Source organism: Type-A symbiont of Plautia stali, from assembly GCF_059731155.1.
On record NZ_AP035891.1, the window covers coordinates 2737439 to 2763272 of the forward strand.

A 25834-nucleotide genomic window follows, 5' to 3' on the forward strand; every position below is an offset into this window, starting at 1 on the left:
CTTATAAGCCGGGTTCGCAATTTTCACCGCTAAATTCGGACTGGCACTTATCTTAGCGCAAAGAAAGGGCAATTCGCACTAAGTAATTGCCTGAGAAAACTGTTTGCGCAGCGCCAGACGCACCAGGTCAGTCATGCGCTCCAGCTGACGCGCCTGCTCCAGACTCAGCCAGACGTAACCGTAAATTGCGGTGGTCTCCAGCCGCGCGCTGCCGTTGGCGATCAGCGCTTCCAGCTCTTGGGTGATGGCCTCCAGCTCGTGGCTGTTGGCAATCACCTGTTCGGTCTCGCCTTTCACCATCAGCGCCGCCAGCGCGTTCAGCAAAATCAGATGGCTTTCGCGCGACGCCCACCAGGCTTCAATTTGCATCTGCATGATGTTAACCATATTACGGTTAATGGTCTGAATGGCTTCAAACACCGATTTAGGGATGCGCGTCTCTTTGCTCGCCGGCTCCAGCAGCGCGCGCATTTTGATCACGCTGGTGAGCAGCTTCTGGAAGCACGGATTGAGGCGCGGCTTCTCCACCAGATTGGCAGAAAAGCCGGCGTGATGAATCTTCGCTATGTTGATAAAGGCATCCGACAGCTGGATGCGCCAGTGGGTATAGGCGCGCTGCGCCCAGATGGCGCTGAACAGTAAAGCCATCAGCGAGCCGAGAATCACATCGCCGCCGCGCCACAGCGCCACGGTGAAATCGCCGACCACGACGCCGAGCGTGATGCCGATCAGCAGCGCCATATACGGGTGTTTGCCCAGCGGCAGATAGCCGCAGACAATCATCACGATAAAGCACCACACCAGCATCAGCGGCAGTGACAGCAGCTCCAGCTTCAGCGCGATCAGCCCTGATAACAGCCCGGCAAAGGTACCGCTGATGCGCTGCACCACGCGCGGCAAAACGTTGCCCCAGGTGGAGATCGGTCCCATCACCACCACCAGCGTAATCAGCGGCCAGGTGCCTTCCGGAATATCGGTCAGACGGACAAACAGAAAGCACAGCACAAAGGCGATAGCGATGCGTACGCTGTGCACGGCGCGATAGTGGCGGTAAAACCAGAACTCAATCGGAGAAATGGGCTTGTCAGCGCGTAACATGGTGGTCCGGGTGCGATAAAAATTTGCGCGCTATGTTACCCTGGCGCAGCACGAACATTGAGGGGCTGGCGCAACTTTTTGCGCAATAATACAACTGCGCTACATCTTGTTTTCTCAGTACATACAAGGATGTAACGCAGCGGTTGCTTATCGCCCGACGGCTTACAGTTTCTGTTTCACGTAATCGCTGATGCGCGTGATGATGCCTGCTTCGTCGACCGACTGCAGGGCGTACAGCGGATAGCTGGCCAGCTGCTTGTCTTTATCCAGCATCTGAATTTCACCCACCTGCTCGCCGGCTTTGAGTGGCGCTTCGAGGTCTTTACGATCGATCACGTACTTCGCCATCACGTTCGACACTTCGCTGCGCGGCAGTGACAGGAAGATATCTTCGGTGGTGCCGACGTCCACTTTGTGCGGGTTGCCGTACCAGACGTTTTCGCTGCCGATCTTTTTCCCGGCGTGGAACAGCTGTACGGTGTCGAAGTTGTTCTGTCCCCATACCAGCAGCTTACGCGCCTGCTCTTCACGTCCCTTCGAACTTTTCCCGCCCATGATCACCGCAATCAGACGATGGCGACCGACAATGTTCGAGGCGACGATGTTGAACCCGGCGCTCTCGGTGTGGCCGGTTTTCATACCGTCGACGTGCAGATTTGGGTCCCACAGCAGGCTGTTACGGTTGTTCTGGGTAATGCCGTTGAAGCTGAGGGTTTTCTCGCTGTACATGGCGTAGAAATCCTGCTAACCGTTAATGATGGCGCGCGACAGCACCGCCAGATCGCGCGCGGTAGTGTGCTGCCCCGGCGCATCAAGACCGTGCACGGTTTCGAAGTGGGTGTGCGTCAGACCGAGCTTCTGCACGTAGCTGTTCATCATGTTGACGAAGCTCTCCTGGCTGCCGGCCACATAGTCGGCCAGCGCCACGCAGGCGTCGTTGCCGGAATCGATGATCACGCCGCGCATCAGGTCGCGCACGGTGACTTTATCGCCCGGCTTAAGAAACATCAGCGACGAGCCTTTAAACACCGGATTGCCGGCGGCCCACGCGTCTTTACCCACCGTCACCACATCGTCACGGGTGATTTTCTCCTGATCGACCGCGCGGTCAACCACATAACCGGTCATCAGTTTGGTCAGGCTGGCCGGGTTGCGCTCCGCGTCCGGGTTGCCTGCGGTGAGGATCTGCCCGGTGGTGACGTCCATCAGTACCCAGGACACGGCATCAATGGCCGGCGGCGTCAGGGGAAACGGCATGCTGTCATCCGCGTGCACCAGCGATGCCCAAACAATCATTCCAGATAAAGTTACCAACAGACGCCTTTTCAACACTTCTTCCTCAACATCAAATAAATGAATTTACCGCCGCACGTTTTACGGCAAATAGCGCTTTGATATCTGAATAAATTGAAAAAAAGTATGAACCGCGGACAAATGCTGCGCGCCCGCTCGCAGCGATGGCGATCGAGGTTGTGCTGTACCGAGCTGACGACTATTCTGTGCGTTGATTTTCCATAGCTAGGATAACGCCGTGCCCGCCTCTGAGTTCACTTTTCTGTTCCACGATTATGAAACCTTCGGCAAAAGCCCGTCGCTGGATCGTCCGGCGCAATTTGCAGGCCTGCGGACCGACAAAGCCTTTAACGCCGTAGGTGAACCGCAGGTGTTTTACTGCCAGCTCGCGGACGATTACCTGCCGCAGCCGGAAGCGGTAATGATCACAGGTATCACGCCGCAGGTGGCGAACGCGCGCGGCGTGCAGGAAGTTGAGTTTGCGCAGCGCATTCACGCGCTGTTCAGCGAACCGCAGACCTGTGTGATCGGTTACAACAACGTGCGCTTCGATGACGAAGTGACACGCAATATCTTCTACCGCAACTTTATCGACCCGTATGGCTGGAGCTGGCAGAACGGCAATTCGCGCTGGGATCTGCTCGACGTGATGCGCGCCTGCTATGCGCTGCGCCCGGAAGGCATCGTCTGGCCGGAGAACGACGACGGTTTCCCGAGCTTTAAGCTGGAGCATCTCACCCAGGCTAACGGCGTGGCACACGAACAGGCGCACGATGCGATGTCCGACGTGTACGCCACGCTGGCGATGGCAAAGCTGGTGCAGGAGAAGCAGCCGAAGCTGTTTGAGTTTCTCTTTACCCATCGCAACAAGCAGAAACTGATGACGCTGATTGATATTCCGCAGATGAAGCCGCTGGTGCACGTTTCTGGCATGTTCGGCGCGGCGCGCGGTAACACCAGCTGGATTGTGCCGCTGGCGTGGCATCCGGATAACAAAAACGCGCTGATCGTGGCCGATCTGGCCGGCGACATGACGCCGCTGCTGACGCTGTCGCCGGACGAGCTGCGCGAGCGGCTGTATACGCGACACAGCGATCTGGGCGATTTGCCGGCGGTGCCGATCAAGCTGGTGCACATCAATAAGTGTCCGGTCCTGGCCCCGGCCAACACATTGCGCCCGGAAGATGCCGAACGGCTGGGTATCGATCGTCAGCACTGTCTGGCGAATCTGGCACTGCTGCGCCAGCATGCCGAAGTGCGGGAGAACGTGGTGACCCTGTTTGCCGAAGCGGAGCCGTTCACGCCGTCGGAGGATGTCGATGCGCAGCTGTATGACGGCTTCTTCAGCGACGCCGATCGCGCCGGTATGAACATCCTGCGCCAGACGCCGCCGCAGAACCTGCCGGCGCTGGATTTGACCTTTGAGGATAAGCGTATCGCGAAGCTGCTGTTCCGCTATCGCGCCCGCAACTTCCCCGGCACGCTAGATGATAAAGAGCAGCAGCGCTGGCTTCAGCACTGCCGCGAGCAGCTTAATGCTGAGCGGGTAAAGGCGTTTTTGCTGGAGCTGGAGTCGCTGGCCAGTTTGCATGAGGGTGATGCCGAGAAGATGGCGCAGCTGAAAGCGCTGTATCTGTATGCGCAGGAGCTGGTGTCGTAGCGGGGTTTCGTGCGGGCTGATGCCCCTCACCCCGGCCCTCAGCCACAGGGAACGGTATAGTGCGTTTTGGTGCAGCTACAGGGCTGATACCTGACACACGCTCGGGCGGTTCCCTCTCCCGCGGGCGGGAGAGGGTTAGGGTGAGGGAAAAGCCTTACACCTCTTCGCTAAACTGCGGTACCGGATTGCGGAACGTGCGGGTCACAAACGCTAGGTAAACAATACCAATCGCCGCCCACACCAGGCCGAGCACCATCGAGGTCTCTTCCAGATTGATCCACAGCGCACCCACCGTCAGCGCACCCATAACTGGCAGCACCAGATAGTTGAGGTGATCTTTCAGCGTCTTATTACGCTTCTCACGAATCCAGAACTGGGCAATCACCGACAGGTTCACAAAGGTGAACGCCACCAGCGCACCGAAGTTAATCAGCGCAGTTGCGGTGACCAGGTCGAAGTTGATCGCCAGCAGTGCTACCGCACCGACCAGCAGCACGTTCAGCGACGGCGTGCGGAATTTCGGATGCACGAAGCCAAAGAAACGCTGCGGGAACACGCCGTCACGGCCCATCACGTACATCAGACGCGAAACGCCGGCGTGTGCCGCCATGCCGCTGGCCAGCACCGTCACCACCGAGAAAATCAGAATGCCGATCTGCAGCGCTTTACCCGCCACGAACAGCATGATTTCCGGCTGTGAAGAGTCCGGATTCTGGAAACGCGAAATATCCGGGAAGTACAGCTGCAGGAAGTACGAGACGCCAATAAAGATCACCCCACCAATTAGCGCGGTCAGGAAAATCGCGCGTGGAATGGTGCGCTCGGCATCTTTGGTCTCTTCCGACAGCGAGCTGATACCGTCAAAGCCAAGGAACGAGAAGCACAGAATGGTCGCACCGGTAATCATCGGTACCACCTGCGCATTTTCAGACCAGAATGGCTTGGTGCTGGTCAGCGTACCGGCGCCAATACCGTGTGCCACACCGTACACCACCATACCGGTGATCACCGCCATCACCACCACATGCAGCACCACAATGACGCTGTTGAAGTTGGCCACGGTTTTGATCCCACGCAGGTTGGAGATGGTCATGAACGCCACCAGCAGCACCACGAAAATCCACGACGGAATGCCCGGCACCAGGGACTCAAAGTAGCTTTTCGCCAGCAGGATGTTGATCATCGGCATGAACAGGTAGTCCAGCAGTGATGACCAGCCCACCATAAAGCCGACGTGCGGACTGATAGCCTTCTGAGCATAGGTGTAAGCGGAGCCCGCAGATGGGAAGCGGCGTACCAGCTTGCCGTAGCTCACGGCAGTAAACAGTATCGCGATCAGCGCGAAAGCATAAGCGGTGGCGACGTGACCGTCGGTGAGGCCTGACACGATGCCGAAGGTATCAAACAGGGTCATTGGCTGCATATACGCCAGGCCCATCATGACGACCGGGATCAGAGTCAGAGATTTTTTCAGATGTGCACGCTGTGGTGCGGCAGAGGTATTAAGCGACATTGTTCAGGCCCCCTACAGCAACAACTGAGTTCAGTTGTACCACAGGGATACTGCGCAATGTGCTGCAGTGAGAAGTGATATTAGTGTTTGCGATTGTCGCCGCGCCATAATCATCACGGAAGCGAGAACCAGCCTGCGCTGGTGCAATTGTAAACAGTCCCATCTTTGTTCCTCAAATCTCACGCACAAGCGTGTTTCAGTGTCTATCTATCCGGATGCGTGTCCGGCCTCGTTCATGTAGTGAAAGCACCATGCAAAAAAAATAACCGACGTAATAAGCGTCGGTTATGTTTTGTCTTTTGCAGGGCGCGTATTTTGCCCCAACTTAGGCCATCGACACAACATGTTGGATCAATTCTTCTGTCGGTCAGGCGTTTTTTAACATCCAGTCAATTTCCGTGGCGGTGATCAGCCGTTCAAACTCGCGCAGTTCATACTGTTTGCAACTGTGCCACACGCCGCTGAAACGCTCGCCGAGCAGCTTTTGCAGCGGATAGCTGTTTTCAAACTCATACAGCGCATCGCTCTGGCGAATCGGCAGTTCCAGTCCTTCCGCCTCGTGGCCATTGCCCTTCACCGGATGCGGTAAGGGTAGCTGATTATCCAGACCGTGCAAGATACCGGCAATAATTGCTGACACCACCAGATACGGATTGGCATCTGCACCCGCCACACGGTACTCGACGCGATGGTTTTCTACATCGCCGCAGGGAATGCGCAGCGCCACCGTGCGGTTATTGTGTCCCCATGACGCCTGCAGCGGCACAAACGCCTCCGGCAGGAAGCGGTGAAAGGCGTTGACGTTGGGCGCCAGCAGCGCCATTGATGCCGGCATCAGATCGATCATGCCAGCCAGCGCCCGCTTCAGCAGCGGCGAATCGCTGCCATCATCCAGCGCAAAGGCGTTGTGGTCGGCGGCATCCAGCATGCTGATGTGTACGTGCATGCCGCTGCCAGCATACTCCTCATACGGCTTGGCCATAAACGTGGCGGTCATGCCGTGGTTCTCTGCCACCTGACGCACCAGCCGCTTCAGCAGAATGGCGTCGTCGCAGGCTTTGAGGATATCGCGCGTATGGTGCAGGTTGATTTCGAACTGGCCCGGCGAGGCTTCCGCCAGCGCGCCGTCGGCTGGGATATTCTGCAGTTTCGCCAGAGCGTCAATGTCGCGCAGTACGTCGGCGAAATGGTCGAGATTATCCAGCGAATACACCTGACTCTGCATATTGCGCTCTTCGCTGCCCGGCGCACACGGCGGCTGAATATAGCCTTCGGCATCGCGCTTTTTGTCCACCAGATAGAACTCCAGCTCTACCGCTACCACCGTAAACAGACTGCGATTGCGCAGCTGTTGCCACAGCCGGTTCAGCACGTTTCGGGGTTCAACGTCAAAGGGAGTGCCATCTTGGTCGCACATGGTCAGCAGCAGCTGGGCGATGCGTTGCGGGTCAGAGGCGGAAGGAATTAAGGTCCCGGGGACCGGTATGCAGAAGTTGTCAGGTTCGCCGAGCGCCTGTCCGAGGCCGGCTTCCTCGACGGTATTGCCGAGAATGTCCATGGCGAAAACCGAGGCTGGAAAATAACACCCTTTTTCCAGCTTAGCTAACGCGGAGACGGGAATGCGTTTACCGCGAAATCCCCCGTTGAGATCGTTTAACAGAATATCGACATACTGCGTTTCCGGATGGCGTTCCAGCCAGGTTTTCACCTCCAGCTGGAACGCGCTGGTTCGTTTTTCTTCACTGTGCCGCGTGAAGTCTTCTACTTCCACGAGCACGAGGTTCGTCATCTTCCCACCCGCCCTATACCGTTTAAGATGGTTTGCACATGCTCAAAATAACAGCCACACTTCTAACATAGCTCTAACGCAAATGGTGTGCAAATGTAACAATTCTGTTTGAAGAACAACCAGACGGTTGCTAGATTGACAATATATTGCACACTTTTTCTACTTAGCGCGCAAAACCGGCGAAAATATTGAACAGCAGCGTGGAGACGTAATGGGCATTATTTTTGACAAGCCTTTGATTGGCGTAGTGATGTGCCAGAACCCCATCGGCAACCACGTTGGGCAGACCGTGCATAACAAATACCTCGACGCCGTGGTGCTGGCCGGTGGCGTGCCGCTGCCTTTACCGCATCAGCTGATGCACGCGCCGCAGCTACTTAGAAAACAGTATGACGCTGCTGGACGGCATTTTGCTCACCGGCAGTCCAAGCAATATTGAACCCTGGCATTACGGTGAAGAGGGTCATGAGGCGCATGCCGAGCCGTCGCGTGACCGCTTATCCTTTGCGCTTATCACCCACGCCAGCGGGAAAAAGATGCCGATGCTGGGCATCTGCCGCGGTTTGCAGGAGCTGGTGGTCGCCAACGGCGGCGCGCTGCATCGCCAGCTGCATCAGACGCATCTGTTTCAGGAGCATCGCGAAGATGACAGCCAGCCGCTGGAGCAGCAGTACGCGCCGGCGCATCTGCTGCAGCCCGAACCCGACGGCCTGCTAAGCCAGCTGCTCGGCAGCGCTGCCGCTTTCGCGGTCAATTCGCTGCACGGCCAAGGCATCCGCGAGTCGGGTCCGCAGTTACGCATTGAAGCCCGCGCGCCGGATGGCCTGATCGAAGCCGTCAGCCTGCGCCAGCATCCGTTTGCGCTGGCGGTGCAATGGCATCCGGAGTGGCAATCCGATCGCGATCCGGTCTCGCGCCGTTTATTCGAGGCCTTTATCCACGCCGCAGCACGTTATCACAAGGAAAAGCAGCCATGAATGATGCCACTCTGGCGCCCGGACGACGCTTATCGCAAATTCGGCAGGAGTTGGGATTGTCTCAGCGTCGCGTCGCTGAGTTGTCAGGTTTAACACACAGCGCCATCAGTACCATTGAGCAGGATAAAGTCAGCCCGGCAGTCAGCACGTTACAAAAGCTACTCAAAGTGTATGGGCTGTCGCTGTCAGAGTTTTTCTCGGAGCCGAAAGTGAATGCCACGCCGCGCATCATAGTGCGCCCCGATGATTGCGTTGAGATCGGCAGCCTCGGTGTTTCTTTACAGCTGATTGATAACGGTGCGGCGAAGCGTGCGCTGGCCATGCTGCTGGAGCGCTACGAGCCGGGGGGCGCCAGCACCGGTGAGAAGCTGCGCCATCCGGGTGAAGAGACCGGCACGGTGCTGGAGGGGGAAATCACCCTGGTGGTGAACGGTCAGAGTTATCACCTTAACCGCGGCGAAAGCTACGTGATTGATACAGGTTTGCCGCACAGTTTTACCAATACGTCAGATCAGCCGTGTCGCATTGTCAGCGCGCATACGCCCGCCAATTTCTGAGTTCACGCGCTACAGGAGGTTATGATGCACCACGTGCAAAGTTATTACGCCGCGACCGCCAATGCGCACGCGCCGTGGCCGCAGGAGAGCATTCAGTGTGACGTCTGCATCATCGGCGGCGGGTTTACCGGGCTCTCTTCCGCGCTGTTTCTACCGAAGCCGGTTACGATGTGGTGGTGCTGGAAGCGGCCCACGTCGGCTTCGGCGCCAGCGGCCGCAACGGCGGCCAGGTGGTGAATTCCTACAGCCGCGATGTCGATGTCATTGAGCAGCGCTACGGTAAACAGACTGCGCAGATGCTGGGCAGCATGATGTTCGAAGGGGCGGAGATTATCCGCGACCGCATCGATCGCTACGCCATCGCCTGCGACTATCGCCCCGGCGGCATTTTCGCAGCGCTCAATCAGCGCCAGATGGGGCATCTGCGCAGCCAGCAGGCCAGCTGGGCGCGTTACGGCAACACCGATCTGGAGCTGCTGGACGAGCGCGGTATCCGTCGTGAAGTGGCCACCGACCGTTATCGACGGCGGCCTGCTGGACCGGCGCGGCGGCCATCTGCATCCGCTCAACCTGGCATTAGGTGAAGCCGAGGCGATTCGCCGGCACGGCGGCCGTATATATGAGCAGTCGGCGTCGCTGGCAGTGACCTACGGCGCACCCAACCGGGTCAAAACCGCGCAGGGTGAAGTCAGCGCCACCTTTGTGATTTTTGCCGGCAACGCCTATCTGCCGTCGCAGCTGGAACCGCGGCTGGGGCGCAAAAGCATGCCGTGCGGCTCGCAGATCGTCACCACCGAGCCGCTGAGCCGCGATCAGGCGCTGGGGCTGATGCCAAATAACCACTGCGTGGAAGATTGTAACTATCTGCTGGATTACTTCCGCCTGACCGCCGACAACCGCCTGCTGTACGGCGGCGGCGTGGTGTGCGGCGCGCGCGAACCGGAAGACATCGAGGCGTTGCTCCGGCCCAAGCTGCTGCGCACCTTTCCGCAGTTGCGCGACGTGAAGATCAGCCATCGCTGGAGCGGTAACTTCCTGCTCACGCTGTCGCGCATGCCTCAGTTTGGTCAGCTGGAGAAGAATGTGTTCTTTATGCAGGGCGATAGCGGACATGGCGTGACCTGTACGCACCTGTCCGGCAAGCTGATTGCCGAAGTGCTGCGCGGCCATGCGGAACGGTTTGATGCGTTTGCGAAGCTGCCGCACCTGCCGTTTCCCGGCGGGAGACGATTTAAGGTGCCACTGACGGCGATGGGTGCGGCCTGGTATGCGTTAAGGGATCGGCTGGGGGTTTAGGTGGGTGCGGTTTACTGCCCTCACCCCGGCCCTCTCCCACGGGGAGAGGGAGAATGACGGTGCGTTCATCTGCATGGAGAGGGAGAATGACGGTGCGTTCATTTAAGCCCGGAGCAGTCGAAGGATGCGCGCTCGGGCGGTTCCCTCTCCCGCGGGCGGGAGAGGGTTAGGGTGAGGGCAACCCCGCACTGCACCTACTCCAGCGGCATCTTCATCGGGTCATCGTAGCTGTACTCAAACCCCAGCTCGTGACAAATCTTCGAACCGTCAATCACCTTGCCGCTGGCGCGCACCGGCTCGGCAACAAACGTCGGTGGCACTAGGCCTAACTGCTTCGACACGCTGGGGTAGAAGCTGTCGCGTGACGGGTGTTTCGGGGCGCACAGGTTGTAAACGTGCCCGCCTTTTGGCGTTTGCAGCAGCAGCACAATCGCGTCGACCACATCATCAAGATGCACCAAGTTCACCGCGTGCGCGCCGTTTTCCAGGTTGGTTTTACCGGCGAGGAAACGTCCCGGATGGCGGTTCGGACCGACCAGTCCGGCGAGACGTACGATATCCACGCTGGTGCCCGGCAGGTCATGCAGCCAGTTTTCCAGCGCCTCCAGCGTTTTGCCCGCCGCAGTCTCCGGCTGCAGCGCACTGCTCTCTTTTTTTACGCCGTCGCCGCTGCCGTATACCGAGGTAGAGCTGGTAAAGATGATGCGCGGCACTTTATTCGCCAGCGCGGTATCGACCACGTTCTGAACCGCCTGCATGTAATCTTCGCCGCCCTGCACGGTGCGGCTGGCGGGCAGCGTCACCACCAGCGCATCCACCGCCATCAGCGCGGCCAAATCGTCTGCTTCACACTCCAGCTCCGGTGACAGCACTAGCTGAAACGCATCAATACCACAGCGGCGCGCCGCATCGACGCCGTCCGGTGAAGTTTTGCTGCCGGTCACCTGCCAGTCGCGCGCTGACAGCACCATCGCCAGCGGCATTCCCAGCCATCCCAGACCTAAAATCGCGACCTTTTTCATATCGACTCCTGCTCTCCCGCGCTAAGACACCCCATCTTAGTGCCAGCGCGCCAGCCAGACCAGCGCAAACTGTTGCCGAAGGTTGCGAAAACTGACGTTAAAAAAGGGTTGCCAAGCGACGCCATCTTCGTTAGGTTAATCAGCACGCAAATGAATACTCATTCAGCAACGGAATTTTTTATGACACGCGTTCAGTTCAACCACCATCATCACCATCACCCTGACTAGTCTTTTAGGCGATGTGTGCTGGAAGACTTTTAGGATCTTCCAGTAGTGCGAGCGCAAAGAGAGCCCCCGGAAGATCATCTTCCGGGGGTTTTTTTATGGGCGAACGCAACCCAATACGCTTCAGACAGGATTGAATAAGAGGACAGGAACCATGTTAGATAACACCCGTTTACGCATAGCTATGCAGAAATCTGGCCGTTTGAGTGATGAATCACGCGAACTGCTGGCACGCTGCGGTATTAAAATTAACCTTCAGCAGCAGCGTCTGATTGCGTTTGCGGAGAACATGCCGATCGACATCCTGCGCGTGCGCGATGACGATATCCCTGGCCTGGTGATGGATGGCGTGGTCGACCTCGGTATCGTTGGCGAAAACGTGCTGGAAGAGGAGCTGCTGACGCGCCGCGCGCAGGGCGAAGACCCGCGCTACTTTACGCTGCGCCGCCTCGATTTCGGCGGCTGCCGCTTGTCACTGGCAATGCCGGTCGATGCCGAGTACACCGGTCCGCAATGCCTGAATAATGCCCGTATCGCCACCTCTTACCCGCATCTGCTGAAGAAATACCTCGATAAACAAGGCATCGCGTTTAAATCCTGCCTGCTGAACGGCTCCGTTGAAGTGGCACCGCGCGCCGGTCTGGCCGATGCCATTTGCGACCTAGTGTCCACCGGCGCCACGCTGGAAGCCAACGGCCTGCGTGAAGTCAAGGTGATTTACCGCTCCAAAGCGGTACTGATCCAGCGCGACGGCGAACTGCCGGCGGCGAAACAGCAGCTGGTGGATACGCTGATGACGCGTATCCAAGGCGTGATTAAAGCGCGTGAATCCAAATACATCATGCTGCACGCGCCGAGCGAACGGCTGGAAGAAGTTATCGCCCTGCTGCCGGGTGCCGAGCGCCCTACCGTGCTGCCGCTGGCCGGTGAAGTGAGCCGCGTGGCGATGCACATGGTGAGCAGCGAAACGCTGTTCTGGGAAACCATGGAAAAACTGAAGGCGCTGGGCGCCAGTTCGATCCTCGTGCTGCCAATTGAAAAAATGCTGGAGTAACCGATGAGCGCAATCATGCAACCTATCGACTGGCAGGCGTGCAGTGCCGAACAGCAGCAGGCACTGCTGCAGCGTCCGGCAATCTCGGCATCGGCCAGCATCAGCGCCACCGTGCAGGACGTGCTGGTGCAGGTGAAACAGCAAGGCGACGCTGCGCTGCGGGCGTTTAGCGCGCGCTTCGACAAAGCCCAGGTGGAGAATCTGCGCGTGTCTGCCGCTGAGATGCAGGCGGCCGGCGAGCGGCTGAGCGACAGCTTAAAGCAGGCGATGGCAGACGCCATGGCGAATATCGAAACCTTCCACAATTCGCAGATTCTGCCGCCGGTGGACGTGGAAACCCAGCCGGGCGTGCGCTGCCAGCAAATCACCCGTCCGGTGAAGTCGGTCGGCCTGTATATTCCTAGCGGCTCGGCACCGCTGTTCTCCACCGTGCTGATGCTGGCAACGCCGGCGCGCATCGCCGGCTGCGGCCGCGTGGTACTGTGCTCGCCGCCGCCGATTGCCGATGAAATTCTGTACGCGGCGCAGCTGTGCGGCGTGCAGGAAGTGTTTCAGGTCGGCGGCGCGCAGGCGATTGCCGCCCTCGCCTTCGGCACAGAAAGCGTACCGAAAGTGGACAAGATTTTTGGCCCGGGTAACGCCTACGTGACCGAAGCGAAACGCCAGGTCAGCCAGCGTCTTGACGGCGCGGCGATCGACATGCCTGCCGGTCCGTCTGAAGTGCTGGTGATTGCGGACGAAGGCGCGACGCCGGCGTTTGTCGCCTCAGATTTGCTGTCACAGGCCGAACACGGTCCGGATTCCCAGGTGATCCTGCTGACGCCTTCACTGCAGCTGGCCGAAGGCGTGGCGCTGGCGGTTGAACAACAGCTGGCGCAGCTGCCGCGTGCCGCCACAGCCCGTCAGGCGCTGGAGAGCAGCCGCCTGATTGTGGCGCAGGATCTTGCGCAGTGCGTGGAAATCTCCAATCAGTACGGCCCGGAGCACCTGATTATCCAGACGCGCCAGCCGCGCGCGCTGGTTGAAGAGATCACCAGCGCCGGTTCGGTGTTCCTCGGCGACTGGTCGCCGGAATCCGCCGGTGATTATGCCTCCGGCACCAATCACGTGCTGCCGACCTATGGCTACACCGCGACCTGCTCCAGCCTTGGGCTGGCCGATTTCCAGAAACGCATGACGGTACAGGAGCTGACGCCGCAGGGCTTCCTCAACCTGGCCGCCACCATTGAAACCCTCGCCGCCGCGGAACAGCTGGACGCGCACAAAAATGCCGTGACCCTGCGCGTCGCCGCCCTGAAGGAGCAAGCATGAGCAACAACGTTGAAGATTTAGCCCGCGCCAACGTGCGCGCGCTGACGCCCTATCAGTCTGCTCGTCGCCTCGGTGGCAACGGTGACGTATGGCTGAACGCGAACGAGTTTCCGCTGCCGGTGCCGTTTGAACTGTCGCAGCAGACGCTGAACCGCTATCCGGAGTGCCAGCCAAAATTAGTCATTTCGCGCTATGCCGCCTATGCCGGCGTCCAGCCGGAGCAGGTGCTGGTGAGCCGCGGGGCGGATGAAGGGATTGAGCTGCTGATGCGCGCCTTCTGCGAGCCGGGCAAAGACGCCATTCTGTTCTGCCCGCCGACCTACGGCATGTACAGCGTCAGCGCCGAAACCATCGGTATTGAGTACCGCACGGTGCCGGCACCGGACAACTGGCAGCTCAATCTGCCCGCCATCGCTGACCAGCTGGACGGCGTGAAAGTGGTGTACATGTGCAGCCCGAACAACCCGACCGGCAATCTGATTGATCAGGATGACATCCGCCAGCTGCTGGCGATGACCGCCGGCAAAGCGCTGGTGGTCGCCGACGAAGCCTATATCGAGTTCTGCCCGACAGCAACGCTGGCCGGCTGGCTGCACGAGTTCCCGCACCTGGTGATTCTGCGCACGCTGTCGAAAGCCTTTGCGCTGGCTGGCCTGCGCTGCGGCTTTACGCTGGCCAACAAGCCGGTGATCGATCTGCTGCTGAAGGTAATTGCACCTTACCCGCTGGCGACGCCGGTGGCCGACGTGGCGGCACAGGCGCTGAGCGAGCAAGGCATCGCGCTGATGCGTCAGCACGCACAGCAGCTCAACGACAACCGCGCCTGGCTGTGCGAACAGCTGTCGCAGCTCAGCGTAGTGCAGCAGGTCTTCCCGAGCGAGACCAACTACATTCTGGCGCGCTTCACCGACTCGCCAAAAGTGTTTAAAACGCTATGGGATCAGGGCATTATTCTGCGCGACCAAAACAAAAACCCTAGCCTGGCGGGATGTCTGCGCATCTCCATCGGCACCCGTGAAGAGTGCGAGCGCCTGATCGCCGCGCTGCAAGCCTTATCTGTGGAGCAAGCATGAGTCAGAAGATCCTTTTTATCGACCGCGATGGCACCCTCATCTCTGAGCCGCCGACTGATTTTCAGGTTGACCGTATGGAGAAGCTGGCGTTTGAGAAGAACGCCATCCCGGCCCTGCTGGCGCTGCAGGAGGCGGGTCATCAGCTGGTGATGATCACCAACCAGGACGGACTGGGCACTGAGCGCTTCCCGCAGGACGATTTTGACGGCCCGCACAACCTGATGATGCAGATCCTGCGCTCACAGGGCGTGAACTTCAGCGACATCCTGATCTGCCCGCACCTGCCGGAAGAGAACTGCGACTGCCGCAAGCCAAAGACCAAAATGGTCGAAGCCTGGCTGGCCGACGGCGCGCTGGATACCGCCAACAGCTATGTGATTGGCGACCGTCTGACCGACATCCAGCTGGCGCAGAACATGGGCATTCAGGGGCTGCGCTACGGTGCGGAAGGCGAAGACTGGGACGCGATTCAGGCGCGCCTGACCAAACGTGATCGTCACGCGCTGGTGAACCGCAACACTAAAGAGACGCAGATTAAAGTTGAAGTGTGGCTGGATCGCGAAGGCGGCAGCAAAATCAACACCGGCGTCGGCTTCTTCGATCACATGCTGGATCAGATCGCCGTGCACGGCGGCTTCCGCATGAACATTGAGGTAAAAGGCGACCTGTATATCGACGATCACCACACGGTAGAAGATACCGGCCTGGCGCTGGGCGAAGCGCTGCTGAAGGCGCTGGGCGACAAGCGCGGCATCGGCCGCTTCGGCTTCGTGCTGCCGATGGATGAGTGCCTCGCGCGCTGCGCGCTGGATATCTCCGGCCGTCCGCACCTCGAATACAAAGCCGAGTTCAGCTACCAGCGCGTTGGCGACCTGAGCACCGAAATGGTCGAGCACTTCTTCCGCTCGCTGTCGTACGCCATGATGAGCACGCTGCACCTGAAAACCAAAGGCCGCAATGATCATCACCGCGTGGAAAGCCTGTTCAAAGCCTTTGGTCGCACGCTGCGTCAGGCGATTCGCGTTGAGGGCAACACCCTGCTGAGCTCGAAAGGAGTGCTATAATGAACGTGGTGATTCTTGATACCGGCTGCGCCAACCTCTCTTCGGTTAAGTGGGCGATTGAGCGCCTCGGCTACACGCCCGCAGTGAGCCGCGATCCGGACGTGGTGCTGCGCGCCGACAAACTGTTTCTGCCCGGCGTCGGTACCGCGCGGGCGGCGATGGACCAGCTGCAGGAGCGCGAGCTGATCGAGCTGGTGAAAGCCTGCACTCAGCCGGTGCTCGGCATCTGTCTCGGCATGCAGCTGCTCGGACGCGGCAGTGATGAGAACGGCGGCGTCAGCACGCTGGGCATCGTCGATGAGCCGGTGTCCCTGATGGATACCCAAGGTTTACCGCTGCCACACATGGGCTGGAACCAGATCACCGCGCAGGCCGGCAATCACCTGTTCCGCAACATTCCGGACGGCAGCTACTTCTACTTTGTGCACAGCTACGCCATGCCGGTGAATGCCGCCACCATCGCCCAGTGCGACTATGGCCTGCCGTTCACCGCCGCCCTGCAGAAAGATAACTTCTTCGGCGTGCAGTTCCACCCGGAGCGCTCGGGTAAAGCCGGCGCGCAGCTGCTGAAAAACTTCCTAGAGATGTGATGATTATCCCCGCATTAGATTTGATCGACGGCAAAGTGGTGCGCCTGCATCAGGGCGACTACGGCCAGCAGCGCGATTACGGCAACGATCCCCTGCCGCGCCTGCAGGATTATGAACGCCAGGGCGCGGAAGTGTTACATTTGGTAGATTTGACCGGGGCGAAAGATCCGGCAAAGCGCCAGATCCCGCTACTCACCACCTTATTACGCGGCGTCAGCGTGCCGGTGCAGGTTGGCGGCGGTATTCGTCATCGTGACGATGTGGCCGCCCTGCTGGCAGCCGGCGCCACGCGCGTGGTGGTTGGCTCCACCGCAGTGAAGCAGCCGGAAGAAGTGAAAAGCTGGTTCAGCGAATTCGGTGCCGACGCCATTGTGCTGGCGCTCGATGTGCGCATTGACGCCAGCAATCGCAAAGAAGTGGCGATCAGCGGCTGGCAGGAAGCGGCAGGCGTGACGCTGGAAGAGGTGATTGGCTGGTATCAGCCGGTGGGCCTGAAACATGTGCTGTGCACCGACATTTCGCGCGACGGCACGCTGAGCGGTTCCAATGTAGCGCTGTATCAGGAAGTGTCCCGGGCGTTTCCGGACATCGCGTTCCAGTCTTCCGGCGGCATCGGTTCACTGGACAATATCGCTGCCCTGCGCGGCAGCGGTGCACAGGGGGTGATTGTCGGTCGCGCCCTGCTGGAAGATAAATTTACAGTAGCGGAGGCAATTGCATGCTGGCAAAACGGATAATCCCCTGTCTGGACGTGCGTGACGGGCAAGTAGTGAAAGGCGTGCAGTTCCGCAACCACGAAATTATTGGCGACATCGTACCGCTGGCGCAGCGCTATGCCCAGGAAGGCGCTGACGAACTGGTGTTTTACGATATCACCGCCTCTTCCGACGGCCGCGTGGTGGATAAAAGCTGGGTATCGCGCGTGGCGGAAGTGATCGACATTCCGTTCTGCGTCGCCGGGGGCATCAAAACCCCGGAAGATGCGGCGCGCATTCTGCAGTTTGGCGCAGATAAGATCTCCATCAACTCACCCGCGCTGGCCGATCCGACGCTGATTACCCGGCTGGCGGATCGCTTCGGCGTGCAGTGCATCGTGGTCGGCATTGATACCTGGTTTGATGAAGCCAGCGGCAAGTATCACGTCAATCAGTACACCGGCGACGAAGCGCGCACCCGCGTTACCCAGTGGGAAACACTCGACTGGGTAGAGGAAGTGCAGAAGCTGGGCGCTGGCGAAATCGTACTGAATATGATGAACCAAGACGGCGTGCGTAACGGCTACGACCTGGTGCAGCTGAAGAAGGTGTGTGACCTGTGTAAGGTGCCGCTGATCGCCTCCGGTGGCGCAGGGACCATGGCGCACTTCCTCGAAGCCTTTGAGCAGGCAAACGTCGACGGCGCGCTGGCGGCTTCGGTGTTTCACAAACAAATTATCAATATCGGCGAGTTGAAAAACTTTCTGATCGACAACGGTGTGGAGATTCGCGCGTGTTAACTGCAGAGCAACTGTCCAGACTGGACTGGGCCAAAACCGCGGGCATGATGCCCGTCATCGTCCAGCACAACGTCTCCGGCGAAGTGCTGATGCACGGTTACATGAACGAGGACGCGCTGCACAAGACGCTGGCCGACGGCAATGTCACCTTCTTCTCCCGCACCAAAAACCGTTTATGGACCAAAGGCGAAACTTCGGACCACTTCCTCAAAGTGGTTAGCATTACGCCAGATTGCGATAACGACACGCTGCTGGTGCTGGCCAATCCGATTGGCCCCACCTGCCATCTCGGTACCTCGAGCTGCTTTTCGCCTGCCGCACCCGACTGGACGTTCCTGTATCAGCTGGAGCAGTTGCTGGCCTCGCGTAAAAGTGCCGATCCCGCCAGCTCCTATACGGCGAAGCTGTACGCCAGCGGCACCAAGCGCATCGCACAGAAGGTGGGAGAAGAAGGTGTTGAGACCGCGCTGGCCGCTACCGTCAATGACCGCCACGAACTGACCAACGAAGCCTCTGACCTGCTGTACCATCTGCTGGTGCTGCTGCAGGATCAGGAGCTGGATCTCAGCACCATCATCAACAACCTGCGCGCACGCCATAAGTAGCGATTGTGCGCCATGCTGCTCAAAACTGACTTTTTGGCTCAATTTTGAGCAGCATACTTCTCAAAAAAATCTGATTCAGCTAAAATTGAACAACATACTGCTAAATGGGTTTTGGCCATGCTGACCTTACAACTCTATCTTGATGGGACTTGGCACGATGCCGCTCAGCTTGAGATAAAAGCGCCGCAGCGTGGCCGTGACAGCCAAGCCCTGCTGGGATACGACTTTACCTATGCAATTGAGCACCTTGACCGCAACGATATCGCCAGTTGTAGCCTGAATTATCCTGTCATGCTAATTGACAGTCATTTTGCTTAGCCTTGGTTTGGTTTTCTGGATGACATTATCCCGGCTGGTGCCAGCCGCCGTTATTGGATCACTAATTTGGCCCTGCAAGGTAAATCACCTGGCGAGCAGGACTATGCGCGGCTCAAGGCGGGTACCATTGCGCCGGTAGGCAACCTGCGTATCAAAGAGTCTCTGCCGCTGCTCCCCGCTAACAGCACATTACAGACCCGGCGTTTTTCCGCCGAATGGGCGATTGAACGCGATAGTGATTTTCTTTAATACGCGTAGCAGATGGGCGCGGCCAGCGGTGGTGCAACTGGTGCGGGTGGCGAAGCGCCAAAATTATTGTTACGCCACAATGCTAAGCAGGAAGTGTGGATAGATACTTGGCAGGACGATCCACTGAATCAGGATACGCCTTATCTGGTCAAATATCCGCGTGTGGGGCCCGCAGCCCGATTGATTGCGATATCCTGCGCGCCGAGTATCACTTTTATCACGAACTTCAGACGCTGGGCATTGACACCATTGATACCCGGCAAATGCTGTTGTGCGAAGGCACACGTTACCCATCGCGATGGCTACCACGATTTGATATAGCGTTTGTTGAAAACAGAAAAGTGCTATATGGACTGGAATCAATTTATTCACTGATGCAAAAAGTGCCGGGAAGCTATCTTAATCATTTTGACATCATTCACTGCCTGACGGAGAAGCTGAATTTGCCTCAGGCGAGACGCGAAGCGCTGGTCATTGAATGGGTTAAGCGCGACATGCTGAACATTGCCTTTGGCAACTCTGATAACCATGGCCGTAACAGCGCCATTCTGAAAAAACCGACAGGTATGTGCTTGCTCCGGTATACGATTTTGCTCCCATGAAAGCCGATCCTAAAGGTGTGGTTCGCACTACACAATGGGGCTCACCGTATGAGGAAGGCGGTCATTACAACTGGCATCTGATTGCACAGCATCTGAGCCATCTGGTTTCTGAGAAAAGGTTACTGGATGAACTGCGTACGCTAACACAAAAGCTCATCGGCCTTAAGGCGCGCCTGGCGCACCGCGGCGTTCCCACGTCGATCCTTGAAATGCCCGGCATCGGATTCAATTATCTGGATGAGCGGATTGCAGGATGGAGATTATGACGAAGACCATGACGCCGTTTGAACGTGAAGCGCTATTGCTGGCGTTGTTACGTCAGTCGATTGAAGAAAAATCCACTCAAGGCCAGTTACTCATGCAACTACGCAAGCAGGTGCTGGGGTTTTCCCAAGAGCGCTATGCCGCGCTGGCTGGTATTAGTCGGCGCACATTGTCGGATATCGAGCAGGATAAAGAGAGCGTAACGCTGAATCGCGCTTTTAAGCCGCTGGGGCTGGAAATTGGTTTGTTGCCACAACAGTCTCATATGCGGCAAACGCTGCTAGCGCAGCTGGCTCAACAGGGAGCATCCCATGACCACCCATGAAAAACTCATCGCCCTGCTTGATCAGCACAATGCCCGCTATCGGCTCATGGAACATGAAGCGACCGGTAAATGTGAAGCCGTGGCCGCTATCCGTGGGACGGAAGTGGGACAAGGTGCCAAAGCGCTGGTGTGTCACGTCAAGGGCAACGGCATCAAACAGCATGTGCTGGCGGTGCTGCCAGCCGACCAGCAGGCCGACCTGAGTAAAGTGGCAGCCGCCGTGGGTGGCCGTCGCGCCTCGCTGGCCTCGCCGGCTGGAGTGGATGCGCTGACCGGCTGCGTATTTGGCGCGATTCCGCCGTTTAGCTTTCACGCGGATTTACAGCTGGTAGTGGACCCGCTGCTGTTCGAGCGCTACGACGAAATTGCCTTTAACGCCGGGCTGCTGGAGACGTCGGTGGTACTGCAGGTGGAGGATTACCGCGCACTGCATAATGGTAACGTGATGAAAATAATACTCTAATTGCCATACACCACGCTGAGCGGTACTCTCGATGACTTATCATCACGACAAAAGAAGACCGCAACTATGGCAAGTTCCCGTTTTATCGCCCGTCTGCGTCAGACGCTGGCACTGGCTGTGCTGACAGGCTGCGCGTTCGGCGCTCAGGCAAAAATCGATCAGGTGCGTTTCGCCGTTGATCCTACCTATCCCCCTTTTGAATCCAAAACACCGCAGGGCAAGCTGGTCGGGTTTGACATCGACCTCGGCAATGCGCTGTGCGCGCAGATGCAGGCCAAATGCGTCTGGGTCGAGAGCCAGTTCGACGGCATGATCCCGGCGCTGAAGGCACGTAAGTTTGACGCCATCCTGTCGGATATGGGCATCACCGAAGAGCGTCTGAAGCAGATCGACTTCACCGTGCCGCTGTATGATACCCACACCCAGCTGATTGCGCGTAAAGGCTCCGGCCTGCTGCCAACCGCGGAATCGCTGAAAGGCAAAACAGTGGGCGTGGAACAGGGCACCGTGCAGGAGCGCTACGCGCTGGCGAAATGGCAGCCGCACGGCGTGAACGTGGTGCCGTATGGCGATCAGGCACAGGTTGAGAGCGACCTGATTTCCGGACGTCTTGACGTGGTGTTCACCGATGCCGCACAGGCCGCAAACGGCTTCCTGAAACATCCGCAGGGCAAAGATTTTGAACTGGCTGGCCCGATTGTGCAGGATCCGATTATCGGCCCCGGCACCGCCATTGGCCTGCGCAAAGGCGACACCGAATTAAAAACCGCGCTGGACAACACCTTCGCGGAGATCAAAAAGAACGGTACCTTTGATACCTTGCAGAAGAGGTATTTTGCGACGGATATCTCTTATTAAGCAGTGATCGATTGGGCGGCGCATTTGCCGCCCTTTTTCCAGCAGAACTATAATTCCCTTCATCAATTTCATCCGGCGCGGCCACGAGCGTGCCCCAGACACAGGACATCGACTGCGTTATGCAACAACAACATCACCCTTTGTTAAGCGTGACGCTGGGCACCCAGCGGGAAATTGTCAGCTTCCACTTCGGCACCGACTCACAGCAGCGGGTGTATATTCAGGCGGCGCTGCACGGCGATGAGCTGCCGGGCATGGCGGTGGCGTGGTATCTCAAGCAGAAGCTGCTGGCGCTGGAGTCGGCGGGCAAGCTAAAAGCCAAAATCACTTTGGTGCCGGTCGCAAATCCGCTCGCACTGGGTCAGCACTGGCATGGCACTCACCTCGGACGTTTTCATACTCTTTCTGGTCAGGATTTTTACCGTCGCTTCCCGGCGCTGGGCGATACGCTGGCGGCAGAACTCGCGGGCTCGCTGACACAGAGTGAATATGAAAACAAACGACTGATTCGCGACGCCATCGACCGTCACTACCGCGATCGCATCGCCAAAAGCGAACTGGAGGCCCAGCGCTTTACCCTGATGCGCATAGCCAGCTAGGCAGATCTGATGATTGACCTGCACTGCGACTGGGATGCCTTGCCGCATCTTTACACCACACCGCACGCCTGGTCTGAGATTGAGCCGCTGGCACGCTGGCTCGGCAGTGAAGTGCAGCTACTGGCGCAGATCTCCGGCGGAGAGCCCTTTGATGAGGCCTGCTGCGAACCCTGGCTAACGCTGGCTGGGCGTTTTGGCAAGGACTACCCAATGCCGCGCGGCCTGCTGCCGGTGACGCTGGAACTGCGCGGCGTAGCCGATGTGTCGCCGGAACAGGCGGAGAAAGATGCGGATGCGATTATCAATGCGCTGATTGAAGGGGGATATATTGCCGGAGAAACCGGAGACTCCCCTGCCCTGATCCATGCGCCAACTCAACTGGCGGGCTGTGAGTACATCCACGCGCCTCACTCCGGACTGCTGCTGAACCGCAGAAAGTTAGGCGAGTGGATTAAAGCGGGCGAAGTGGTGGCGGAGATTGTCGACCCGATCAATGACTACGTAACACCGCTGGTCGCTGAGTTTGGCGGCGTGCTGTATGCACGGAATCTGACCAAGTTTGTCACGGCCGGAATGCTAGTGGTGAGACTGGCGAGGGGAAAATGCGGGACGTAAGGGGGAGTTGCTGGTGGTGTAAGAAAAAAGGCTTCCCGAAGGAAGCCTTTATACAATTAGTTCAGCCACTCAGTGTGGAACACACCATCTTTATCGATGCGCTTATAAGTGTGCGCACCGAAATAATCACGCTGAGCCTGAATCAGATTCGCAGGCAGCACTTCTGAGCGATAGCTATCGTAGTATGCAATTGCCGCTGAGAAGGTTGGCGTTGGTATACCGTTCTGAATGGCGTAAGAGACAACATCACGGAGCGCCTGCTGATATTCATCAGCGATGTTTTTGAAGTATGGATCCAGCAGCAGGTTAGCGATGTTAGCATCGGTCGCATATGCATCAGTAATTTTCTGCAGGAACTGTGCACGGATGATGCATCCAGCACGGAAGATCTTGGCAATTTCACCGTAATGCAGATCCCAGTTGTTCTCTTCTGAAGCCGCACGCAGCTGAGAGAAGCCCTGAGCATAAGAAACGATTTTACCCAGATACAGCGCACGGCGCACTTTCTCAATGAACTCAGCTTTGTCACCGGTGAAGGCTTGCGCCTGAGGGCCGCTCAGCACTTTAGAAGCTGCAACACGCTGTGACTTGAGTGAAGAGAGGTAACGTGCGAACACAGACTCAGTGATCAGAGAAAGTGGCTCGCCAAGATCTAGGGAGCTCTGGCTGGTCCATTTACCGGTACCTTTGTTGGCTGCCTCATCCAGAATCACATCAACCAGGTATTTACCGTCTTCATCTTTCTTGGTGAAGATATCTTTGGTGATGTCGATCAGGTAGCTGCTCAGCTCACCGTTGTTCCAGTCAGTGAAGGTTTTAGCCAGCTTTTCGTTGTTCAGACCTAGCGCACCTTTCAGTAACGCATAAGCTTCTGCGATCAGCTGCATATCGCCATACTCGATACCGTTGTGCACCATCTTAACGTAGTGGCCTGCACCGTCCGGACCGATGTAAGTAACGCAAGCTTCACCATCTTCTGCACGCGCAGCAATTTTATCCAGAATTGGCGCTACCAGTTTATACGCTTCTTTCTGACCGCCAGGCATGATCGATGGGCCTTTCAGTGCGCCCTCTTCGCCGCCGGAAACACCGGTACCGATGAAGTTGAAGCCCTGATCAGACAGTTCTTTATTACGACGGATAGTGTCTTTATAGAAGGTGTTACCACCATCAATCAGGATGTCGCCCTTATCAAGGTGTGGCGTCAGTGAAGCGATGGTTTTGTCTGTCGCTTCGCCTGCCTGTACCATCAGAAGGATGCGGCGGGGTTTTTCTAACGACTCGACAAACTCTTCCACGGAGTAATAAGGAGCAAGTTTTTTGCCCTGATTTTCAGCGATAACTTCATCAGTCTTTTCACGTGAACGGTTAAAGATTGAGACTGTGTAACCGCGGCTTTCGATGTTAAGAGCAAGGTTACGCCCCATCACGGCCATACCTACAACGCCGATCTGTTGCTTGGACATTACATACTCCTGTCTGTGGTCTCGCTAGGTATTACCAGTAACACCATTCAGTAAGTGACCAATATTTTAACTCATGAGAGGTGATAAGAGGTAATTATTGATGCTTTTTGAGAAATGCAGCGAATGATGAAATTTACTTATTTAACAGAGACATATACAAACTTGCATAACTTTCAATCATATTGTCCGCTGTAAAAAGTTTTTTGAATCGTTGTTGAGCAGCTTGGCCAAAGGTACGAGCCTTCTCTGGGTTGAACCAGATCTCATCCATAGCTTTGCGTAAAGCCCTGGGGTCTGAAGGCGGGACAACCAGACCGGTAAGACCGTCAATGTTGATGAAAGTAGTCCCGGTTCCAATTTCGCTTGAAATCAGCGGTTTTGAGTACAAAGCCCCTTCAAGCAAAGAAATACCAAAAGCTTCTGAACGAAGATGTGAAGGAAAGACTAAGCAAGAGCAAAGCTGTAATAACGCAGATTTATCGTCATCCTGTAATGCACCAAGGAAATTAATATTGTCGATACCCAACGATTGGGCTTGCGCTTTCAGTTCAGATTCAATGGGTCCCGCACCAACAATGACGACAGGATAATCACTACCAGCGACAGCATCGATGAGTATGTGAAGTCCTTCATAGTAACGAAAGGTCCCAATGAAAAGAAAAAAGCCGTTAGGGAATCGCTGGGACCACTTTTCTAGGCTGTGTCCCTTAATCACCTGAGATATAGTAACTACCTGTTTCCACAACACACTGAACTATGACTCGCTACGACCTTCCCGATGAAGCATGGACTATCATCCAGCCCTTATTACCTGCTGAACCAGCAACACCACGGGCCGGACGTCCATGGGCTGAACATCGTATGATCATCAACGGCATGTTCTGGGTGCTGTGTTCAGGCGCACCATGGCGCTATTTGCCTGAGCGATATGGCCCATGGAAGACCGTTTATAACCGTTTTAATCGATGGTCTAAATCGGGAGTGATTAACATTATTTTCAACAGGTTACTTTCTTCTCTTGATGCTCATGGTCTCGCTGACTGGTCCGCAACTGCGCTGGATGGCAGCAATATCCGGGCACTCAGGTGCGCCGCCGGGGCGCAAAAAAACATTCCGATATCGCCGGAGATAATGGGCTGGGTCGCTCTCGCGGTGGTTTTGGCACCAAAATCCATCTGGCGACAGACGGAAGCGGTCTGCCGTTAAATATCGTACTGAGTCCCGGTCAGGCTCACGAAAGCCAGTTTGCACAACGTCTTCTGGACGGTATTGGTGTTCAGCGCCGGAACGGCAGCATGAAGCGTCGTGGCCATGCAGTGCTGGCTGACAAAGCCTACTCCGGACAAAAGAATACCGCCGCATTGCCACACGTTATGACAAAACGGCGAGGAATTATCTGGCGATGGTGAAACTGGGATGCATCCGGCTGTTTTACAAAAGGTTATGTAATTAA

The 25834-nt window shown here is 57.2% G+C and carries 20 protein-coding genes, 6 pseudogenes and 1 other annotated feature; of the genes and pseudogenes, 19 read left to right on the forward strand and 7 right to left on the reverse strand.

The annotated features are described in order from the left end of the window. Nucleotides 1-78 precede the first annotated feature (78 nt). Both AC6I8M_RS14570 and dacD read right to left on the reverse strand, forming a co-directional pair. The gene (locus tag AC6I8M_RS14570) at nt 79-1098 is read right to left on the reverse strand and encodes an FUSC family protein (protein WP_010618882.1); all 1020 of its coding nucleotides are present in this window, start codon (nt 1096-1098) and stop codon (nt 79-81) included. Between the two features lie 162 nt (nt 1099-1260). Continuing rightward, nucleotides 1261-2427 (reverse strand): annotated as a pseudogene (dacD, locus tag AC6I8M_RS14575) (serine-type D-Ala-D-Ala carboxypeptidase DacD). A gap of 202 nt (nt 2428-2629) precedes the next feature. On the opposite strand from dacD, the gene sbcB reads away from it, so the two are divergent. Beyond that, entirely contained in the window at nt 2630-4051 is a 1422-nt protein-coding gene (gene sbcB, locus AC6I8M_RS14580) for an exodeoxyribonuclease I (protein ID WP_010618881.1), read from the forward strand. Nucleotides 4052-4205: 154 nt separating this feature from the next. Here the strand turns inward: sbcB and AC6I8M_RS14585 are convergent, their stop codons facing one another. Both AC6I8M_RS14585 and AC6I8M_RS14590 read right to left on the reverse strand, forming a co-directional pair. After that, complete coding sequence (locus AC6I8M_RS14585; RefSeq protein WP_010618880.1) at nt 4206-5564, reverse strand: APC family permease; 1359 nt, start codon at nt 5562-5564, stop codon at nt 4206-4208. Nucleotides 5565-5931: 367 nt separating this feature from the next. Further along, nucleotides 5932-7353 (reverse strand): glutamine synthetase family protein, encoded by a 1422-nt coding sequence (locus AC6I8M_RS14590; protein WP_010618879.1) that lies wholly within the window; start codon nt 7351-7353, stop codon nt 5932-5934. A 211-nt stretch (nt 7354-7564) separates the two neighbouring features. Between AC6I8M_RS14590 and puuD the strand changes: the two are divergent. The 3 genes and pseudogenes from puuD to AC6I8M_RS14605 all read left to right on the forward strand — a co-directional run bounded on the left by puuD (nt 7565) and on the right by AC6I8M_RS14605 (nt 10183). Further along, nucleotides 7565-8330, forward strand: a pseudogene (gene puuD / locus AC6I8M_RS14595) (gamma-glutamyl-gamma-aminobutyrate hydrolase). Next, a complete protein-coding gene (gene puuR, locus AC6I8M_RS14600; protein WP_010618877.1) occupies nt 8327-8887 on the forward strand; it encodes an HTH-type transcriptional regulator PuuR in 561 nt (186 codons plus the stop codon). The pseudogene puuD and the gene puuR overlap by 4 nt, the downstream one beginning before the upstream one ends. Before the next feature lie 21 nt (nt 8888-8908). Beyond that, nucleotides 8909-10183 (forward strand): annotated as a pseudogene (locus AC6I8M_RS14605) (NAD(P)/FAD-dependent oxidoreductase). A 194-nt stretch (nt 10184-10377) separates the two neighbouring features. Here AC6I8M_RS14605 and AC6I8M_RS14610 read toward each other — a convergent pair. Continuing rightward, complete coding sequence (locus tag AC6I8M_RS14610) at nt 10378-11205, reverse strand: SDR family oxidoreductase (protein ID WP_010618876.1); 828 nt, start codon at nt 11203-11205, stop codon at nt 10378-10380. A 180-nt stretch (nt 11206-11385) separates the two neighbouring features. Here AC6I8M_RS14610 and hisL point away from each other — a divergent pair, with 180 nt between their 5' ends. The 14 genes and pseudogenes from hisL to AC6I8M_RS14680 all read left to right on the forward strand — a co-directional run bounded on the left by hisL (nt 11386) and on the right by AC6I8M_RS14680 (nt 22937). Then, complete coding sequence (hisL, locus tag AC6I8M_RS14615; RefSeq protein ID WP_100396937.1) at nt 11386-11433, forward strand: his operon leader peptide; 48 nt, start codon at nt 11386-11388, stop codon at nt 11431-11433. After that, nucleotides 11409-11530, forward strand: a sequence feature (His leader region). Its footprint overlaps the gene before it by 25 nt. Nucleotides 11531-11584: 54 nt before the next feature. Beyond that, nucleotides 11585-12484, forward strand: coding sequence for an ATP phosphoribosyltransferase (gene hisG / locus AC6I8M_RS14620; RefSeq protein WP_058948866.1), 900 nt, complete (start codon nt 11585-11587; stop codon nt 12482-12484). A 3-nt stretch (nt 12485-12487) separates the two neighbouring features. Further along, nucleotides 12488-13795, forward strand: coding sequence for a histidinol dehydrogenase (hisD, locus tag AC6I8M_RS14625; RefSeq protein ID WP_022549369.1), 1308 nt, complete (start codon nt 12488-12490; stop codon nt 13793-13795). After that, nucleotides 13792-14868, forward strand: coding sequence for a histidinol-phosphate transaminase (gene hisC, locus AC6I8M_RS14630; protein ID WP_010617669.1), 1077 nt, complete (start codon nt 13792-13794; stop codon nt 14866-14868). Before hisD ends, hisC begins: the two co-directional genes overlap by 4 nt. After that, nucleotides 14865-15932 (forward strand): bifunctional histidinol-phosphatase/imidazoleglycerol-phosphate dehydratase HisB, encoded by a 1068-nt coding sequence (gene hisB / locus AC6I8M_RS14635; RefSeq protein WP_010617670.1) that lies wholly within the window; start codon nt 14865-14867, stop codon nt 15930-15932. Before hisC ends, hisB begins: the two co-directional genes overlap by 4 nt. Continuing rightward, nucleotides 15932-16522, forward strand: coding sequence for an imidazole glycerol phosphate synthase subunit HisH (gene hisH / locus AC6I8M_RS14640; RefSeq protein WP_010617671.1), 591 nt, complete (start codon nt 15932-15934; stop codon nt 16520-16522). The genes hisB and hisH overlap by 1 nt, the downstream gene beginning before the upstream one ends. Next, a complete protein-coding gene (gene hisA / locus AC6I8M_RS14645; protein ID WP_010617672.1) occupies nt 16522-17259 on the forward strand; it encodes a 1-(5-phosphoribosyl)-5-[(5-phosphoribosylamino)methylideneamino]imidazole-4-carboxamide isomerase in 738 nt (245 codons plus the stop codon). The genes hisH and hisA overlap by 1 nt, the downstream gene beginning before the upstream one ends. Next, nucleotides 17241-18017, forward strand: a complete 777-nt coding sequence (gene hisF, locus AC6I8M_RS14650) for an imidazole glycerol phosphate synthase subunit HisF (RefSeq protein WP_010617673.1) — start codon at nt 17241-17243, stop codon at nt 18015-18017. Before hisA ends, hisF begins: the two co-directional genes overlap by 19 nt. After that, on the forward strand, nt 18011-18622 hold the full coding sequence (hisIE, locus tag AC6I8M_RS14655; protein WP_010617674.1) for a bifunctional phosphoribosyl-AMP cyclohydrolase/phosphoribosyl-ATP diphosphatase HisIE: 612 nt from the start codon (nt 18011-18013) through the stop codon (nt 18620-18622). The genes hisF and hisIE overlap by 7 nt, the downstream gene beginning before the upstream one ends. Nucleotides 18623-18739: 117 nt before the next feature. Continuing rightward, a pseudogene (locus tag AC6I8M_RS14660) lies at nt 18740-20057 on the forward strand (type II toxin-antitoxin system HipA family toxin). After that, nucleotides 20054-20380: a helix-turn-helix domain-containing protein gene (locus AC6I8M_RS14665; protein WP_010617675.1), complete on the forward strand. Its 327-nt coding sequence runs from the start codon at nt 20054-20056 to the stop codon at nt 20378-20380. The pseudogene AC6I8M_RS14660 and the gene AC6I8M_RS14665 overlap by 4 nt, the downstream one beginning before the upstream one ends. Then, a complete protein-coding gene (locus tag AC6I8M_RS14670; protein WP_010617676.1) occupies nt 20367-20843 on the forward strand; it encodes a YbaK/prolyl-tRNA synthetase associated domain-containing protein in 477 nt (158 codons plus the stop codon). The genes AC6I8M_RS14665 and AC6I8M_RS14670 overlap by 14 nt, the downstream gene beginning before the upstream one ends. A 66-nt stretch (nt 20844-20909) precedes the next feature. Continuing rightward, on the forward strand, nt 20910-21701 hold the full coding sequence (locus tag AC6I8M_RS14675) for an ABC transporter substrate-binding protein (RefSeq protein ID WP_058948867.1): 792 nt from the start codon (nt 20910-20912) through the stop codon (nt 21699-21701). Nucleotides 21702-21820: 119 nt separating this feature from the next. Beyond that, nucleotides 21821-22937, forward strand: a pseudogene (locus AC6I8M_RS14680) (succinylglutamate desuccinylase/aspartoacylase family protein). A gap of 34 nt (nt 22938-22971) precedes the next feature. Here the strand turns inward: AC6I8M_RS14680 and gnd are convergent. Together gnd and AC6I8M_RS14690 are read right to left on the reverse strand one after the other, a co-directional pair. Then, nucleotides 22972-24381 carry an NADP-dependent phosphogluconate dehydrogenase gene (gnd, locus tag AC6I8M_RS14685; protein ID WP_010617678.1) on the reverse strand — a complete coding sequence of 470 codons (1410 nt, stop codon included), beginning with the start codon at nt 24379-24381 and terminating at the stop codon, nt 22972-22974. A 133-nt stretch (nt 24382-24514) separates the two neighbouring features. Then, nucleotides 24515-25129 (reverse strand): glycosyltransferase, encoded by a 615-nt coding sequence (locus AC6I8M_RS14690; protein ID WP_022549377.1) that lies wholly within the window; start codon nt 25127-25129, stop codon nt 24515-24517. Nucleotides 25130-25137: 8 nt separating this feature from the next. Here AC6I8M_RS14690 and AC6I8M_RS14695 point away from each other — a divergent pair. After that, nucleotides 25138-25834 (forward strand): annotated as a pseudogene (locus tag AC6I8M_RS14695) (IS5 family transposase).

Excerpts from the sequence above, each read along its gene's own strand:
- hisF (WP_010617673.1), top strand. The coding sequence starts at position 17,241 with ATGCTGGCAAAACGGATAATCCCCTGTCTGGACGTGCGTGACGGGCAA.
- AC6I8M_RS14675 (WP_058948867.1), top strand. The coding sequence starts at position 20,910 with ATGGCAAGTTCCCGTTTTATCGCCCGTCTGCGTCAGACGCTGGCACTG.
- puuR (WP_010618877.1), top strand. The coding sequence starts at position 8,327 with ATGAATGATGCCACTCTGGCGCCCGGACGACGCTTATCGCAAATTCGG.
- hisC (WP_010617669.1), top strand. The coding sequence starts at position 13,792 with ATGAGCAACAACGTTGAAGATTTAGCCCGCGCCAACGTGCGCGCGCTG.
- AC6I8M_RS14590 (WP_010618879.1), bottom strand. The coding sequence starts at position 7,353 with ATGACGAACCTCGTGCTCGTGGAAGTAGAAGACTTCACGCGGCACAGT.
- hisA (WP_010617672.1), top strand. The coding sequence starts at position 16,522 with ATGATTATCCCCGCATTAGATTTGATCGACGGCAAAGTGGTGCGCCTG.
- AC6I8M_RS14665 (WP_010617675.1), top strand. The coding sequence starts at position 20,054 with ATGACGAAGACCATGACGCCGTTTGAACGTGAAGCGCTATTGCTGGCG.
- hisH (WP_010617671.1), top strand. The coding sequence starts at position 15,932 with ATGAACGTGGTGATTCTTGATACCGGCTGCGCCAACCTCTCTTCGGTT.
- hisG (WP_058948866.1), top strand. The coding sequence starts at position 11,585 with ATGTTAGATAACACCCGTTTACGCATAGCTATGCAGAAATCTGGCCGT.
- AC6I8M_RS14670 (WP_010617676.1), top strand. The coding sequence starts at position 20,367 with ATGACCACCCATGAAAAACTCATCGCCCTGCTTGATCAGCACAATGCC.
- AC6I8M_RS14585 (WP_010618880.1), bottom strand. The coding sequence starts at position 5,564 with ATGTCGCTTAATACCTCTGCCGCACCACAGCGTGCACATCTGAAAAAA.
- gnd (WP_010617678.1), bottom strand. The coding sequence starts at position 24,381 with ATGTCCAAGCAACAGATCGGCGTTGTAGGTATGGCCGTGATGGGGCGT.
- AC6I8M_RS14610 (WP_010618876.1), bottom strand. The coding sequence starts at position 11,205 with ATGAAAAAGGTCGCGATTTTAGGTCTGGGATGGCTGGGAATGCCGCTG.
- hisD (WP_022549369.1), top strand. The coding sequence starts at position 12,488 with ATGAGCGCAATCATGCAACCTATCGACTGGCAGGCGTGCAGTGCCGAA.
- hisB (WP_010617670.1), top strand. The coding sequence starts at position 14,865 with ATGAGTCAGAAGATCCTTTTTATCGACCGCGATGGCACCCTCATCTCT.
- AC6I8M_RS14570 (WP_010618882.1), bottom strand. The coding sequence starts at position 1,098 with ATGTTACGCGCTGACAAGCCCATTTCTCCGATTGAGTTCTGGTTTTAC.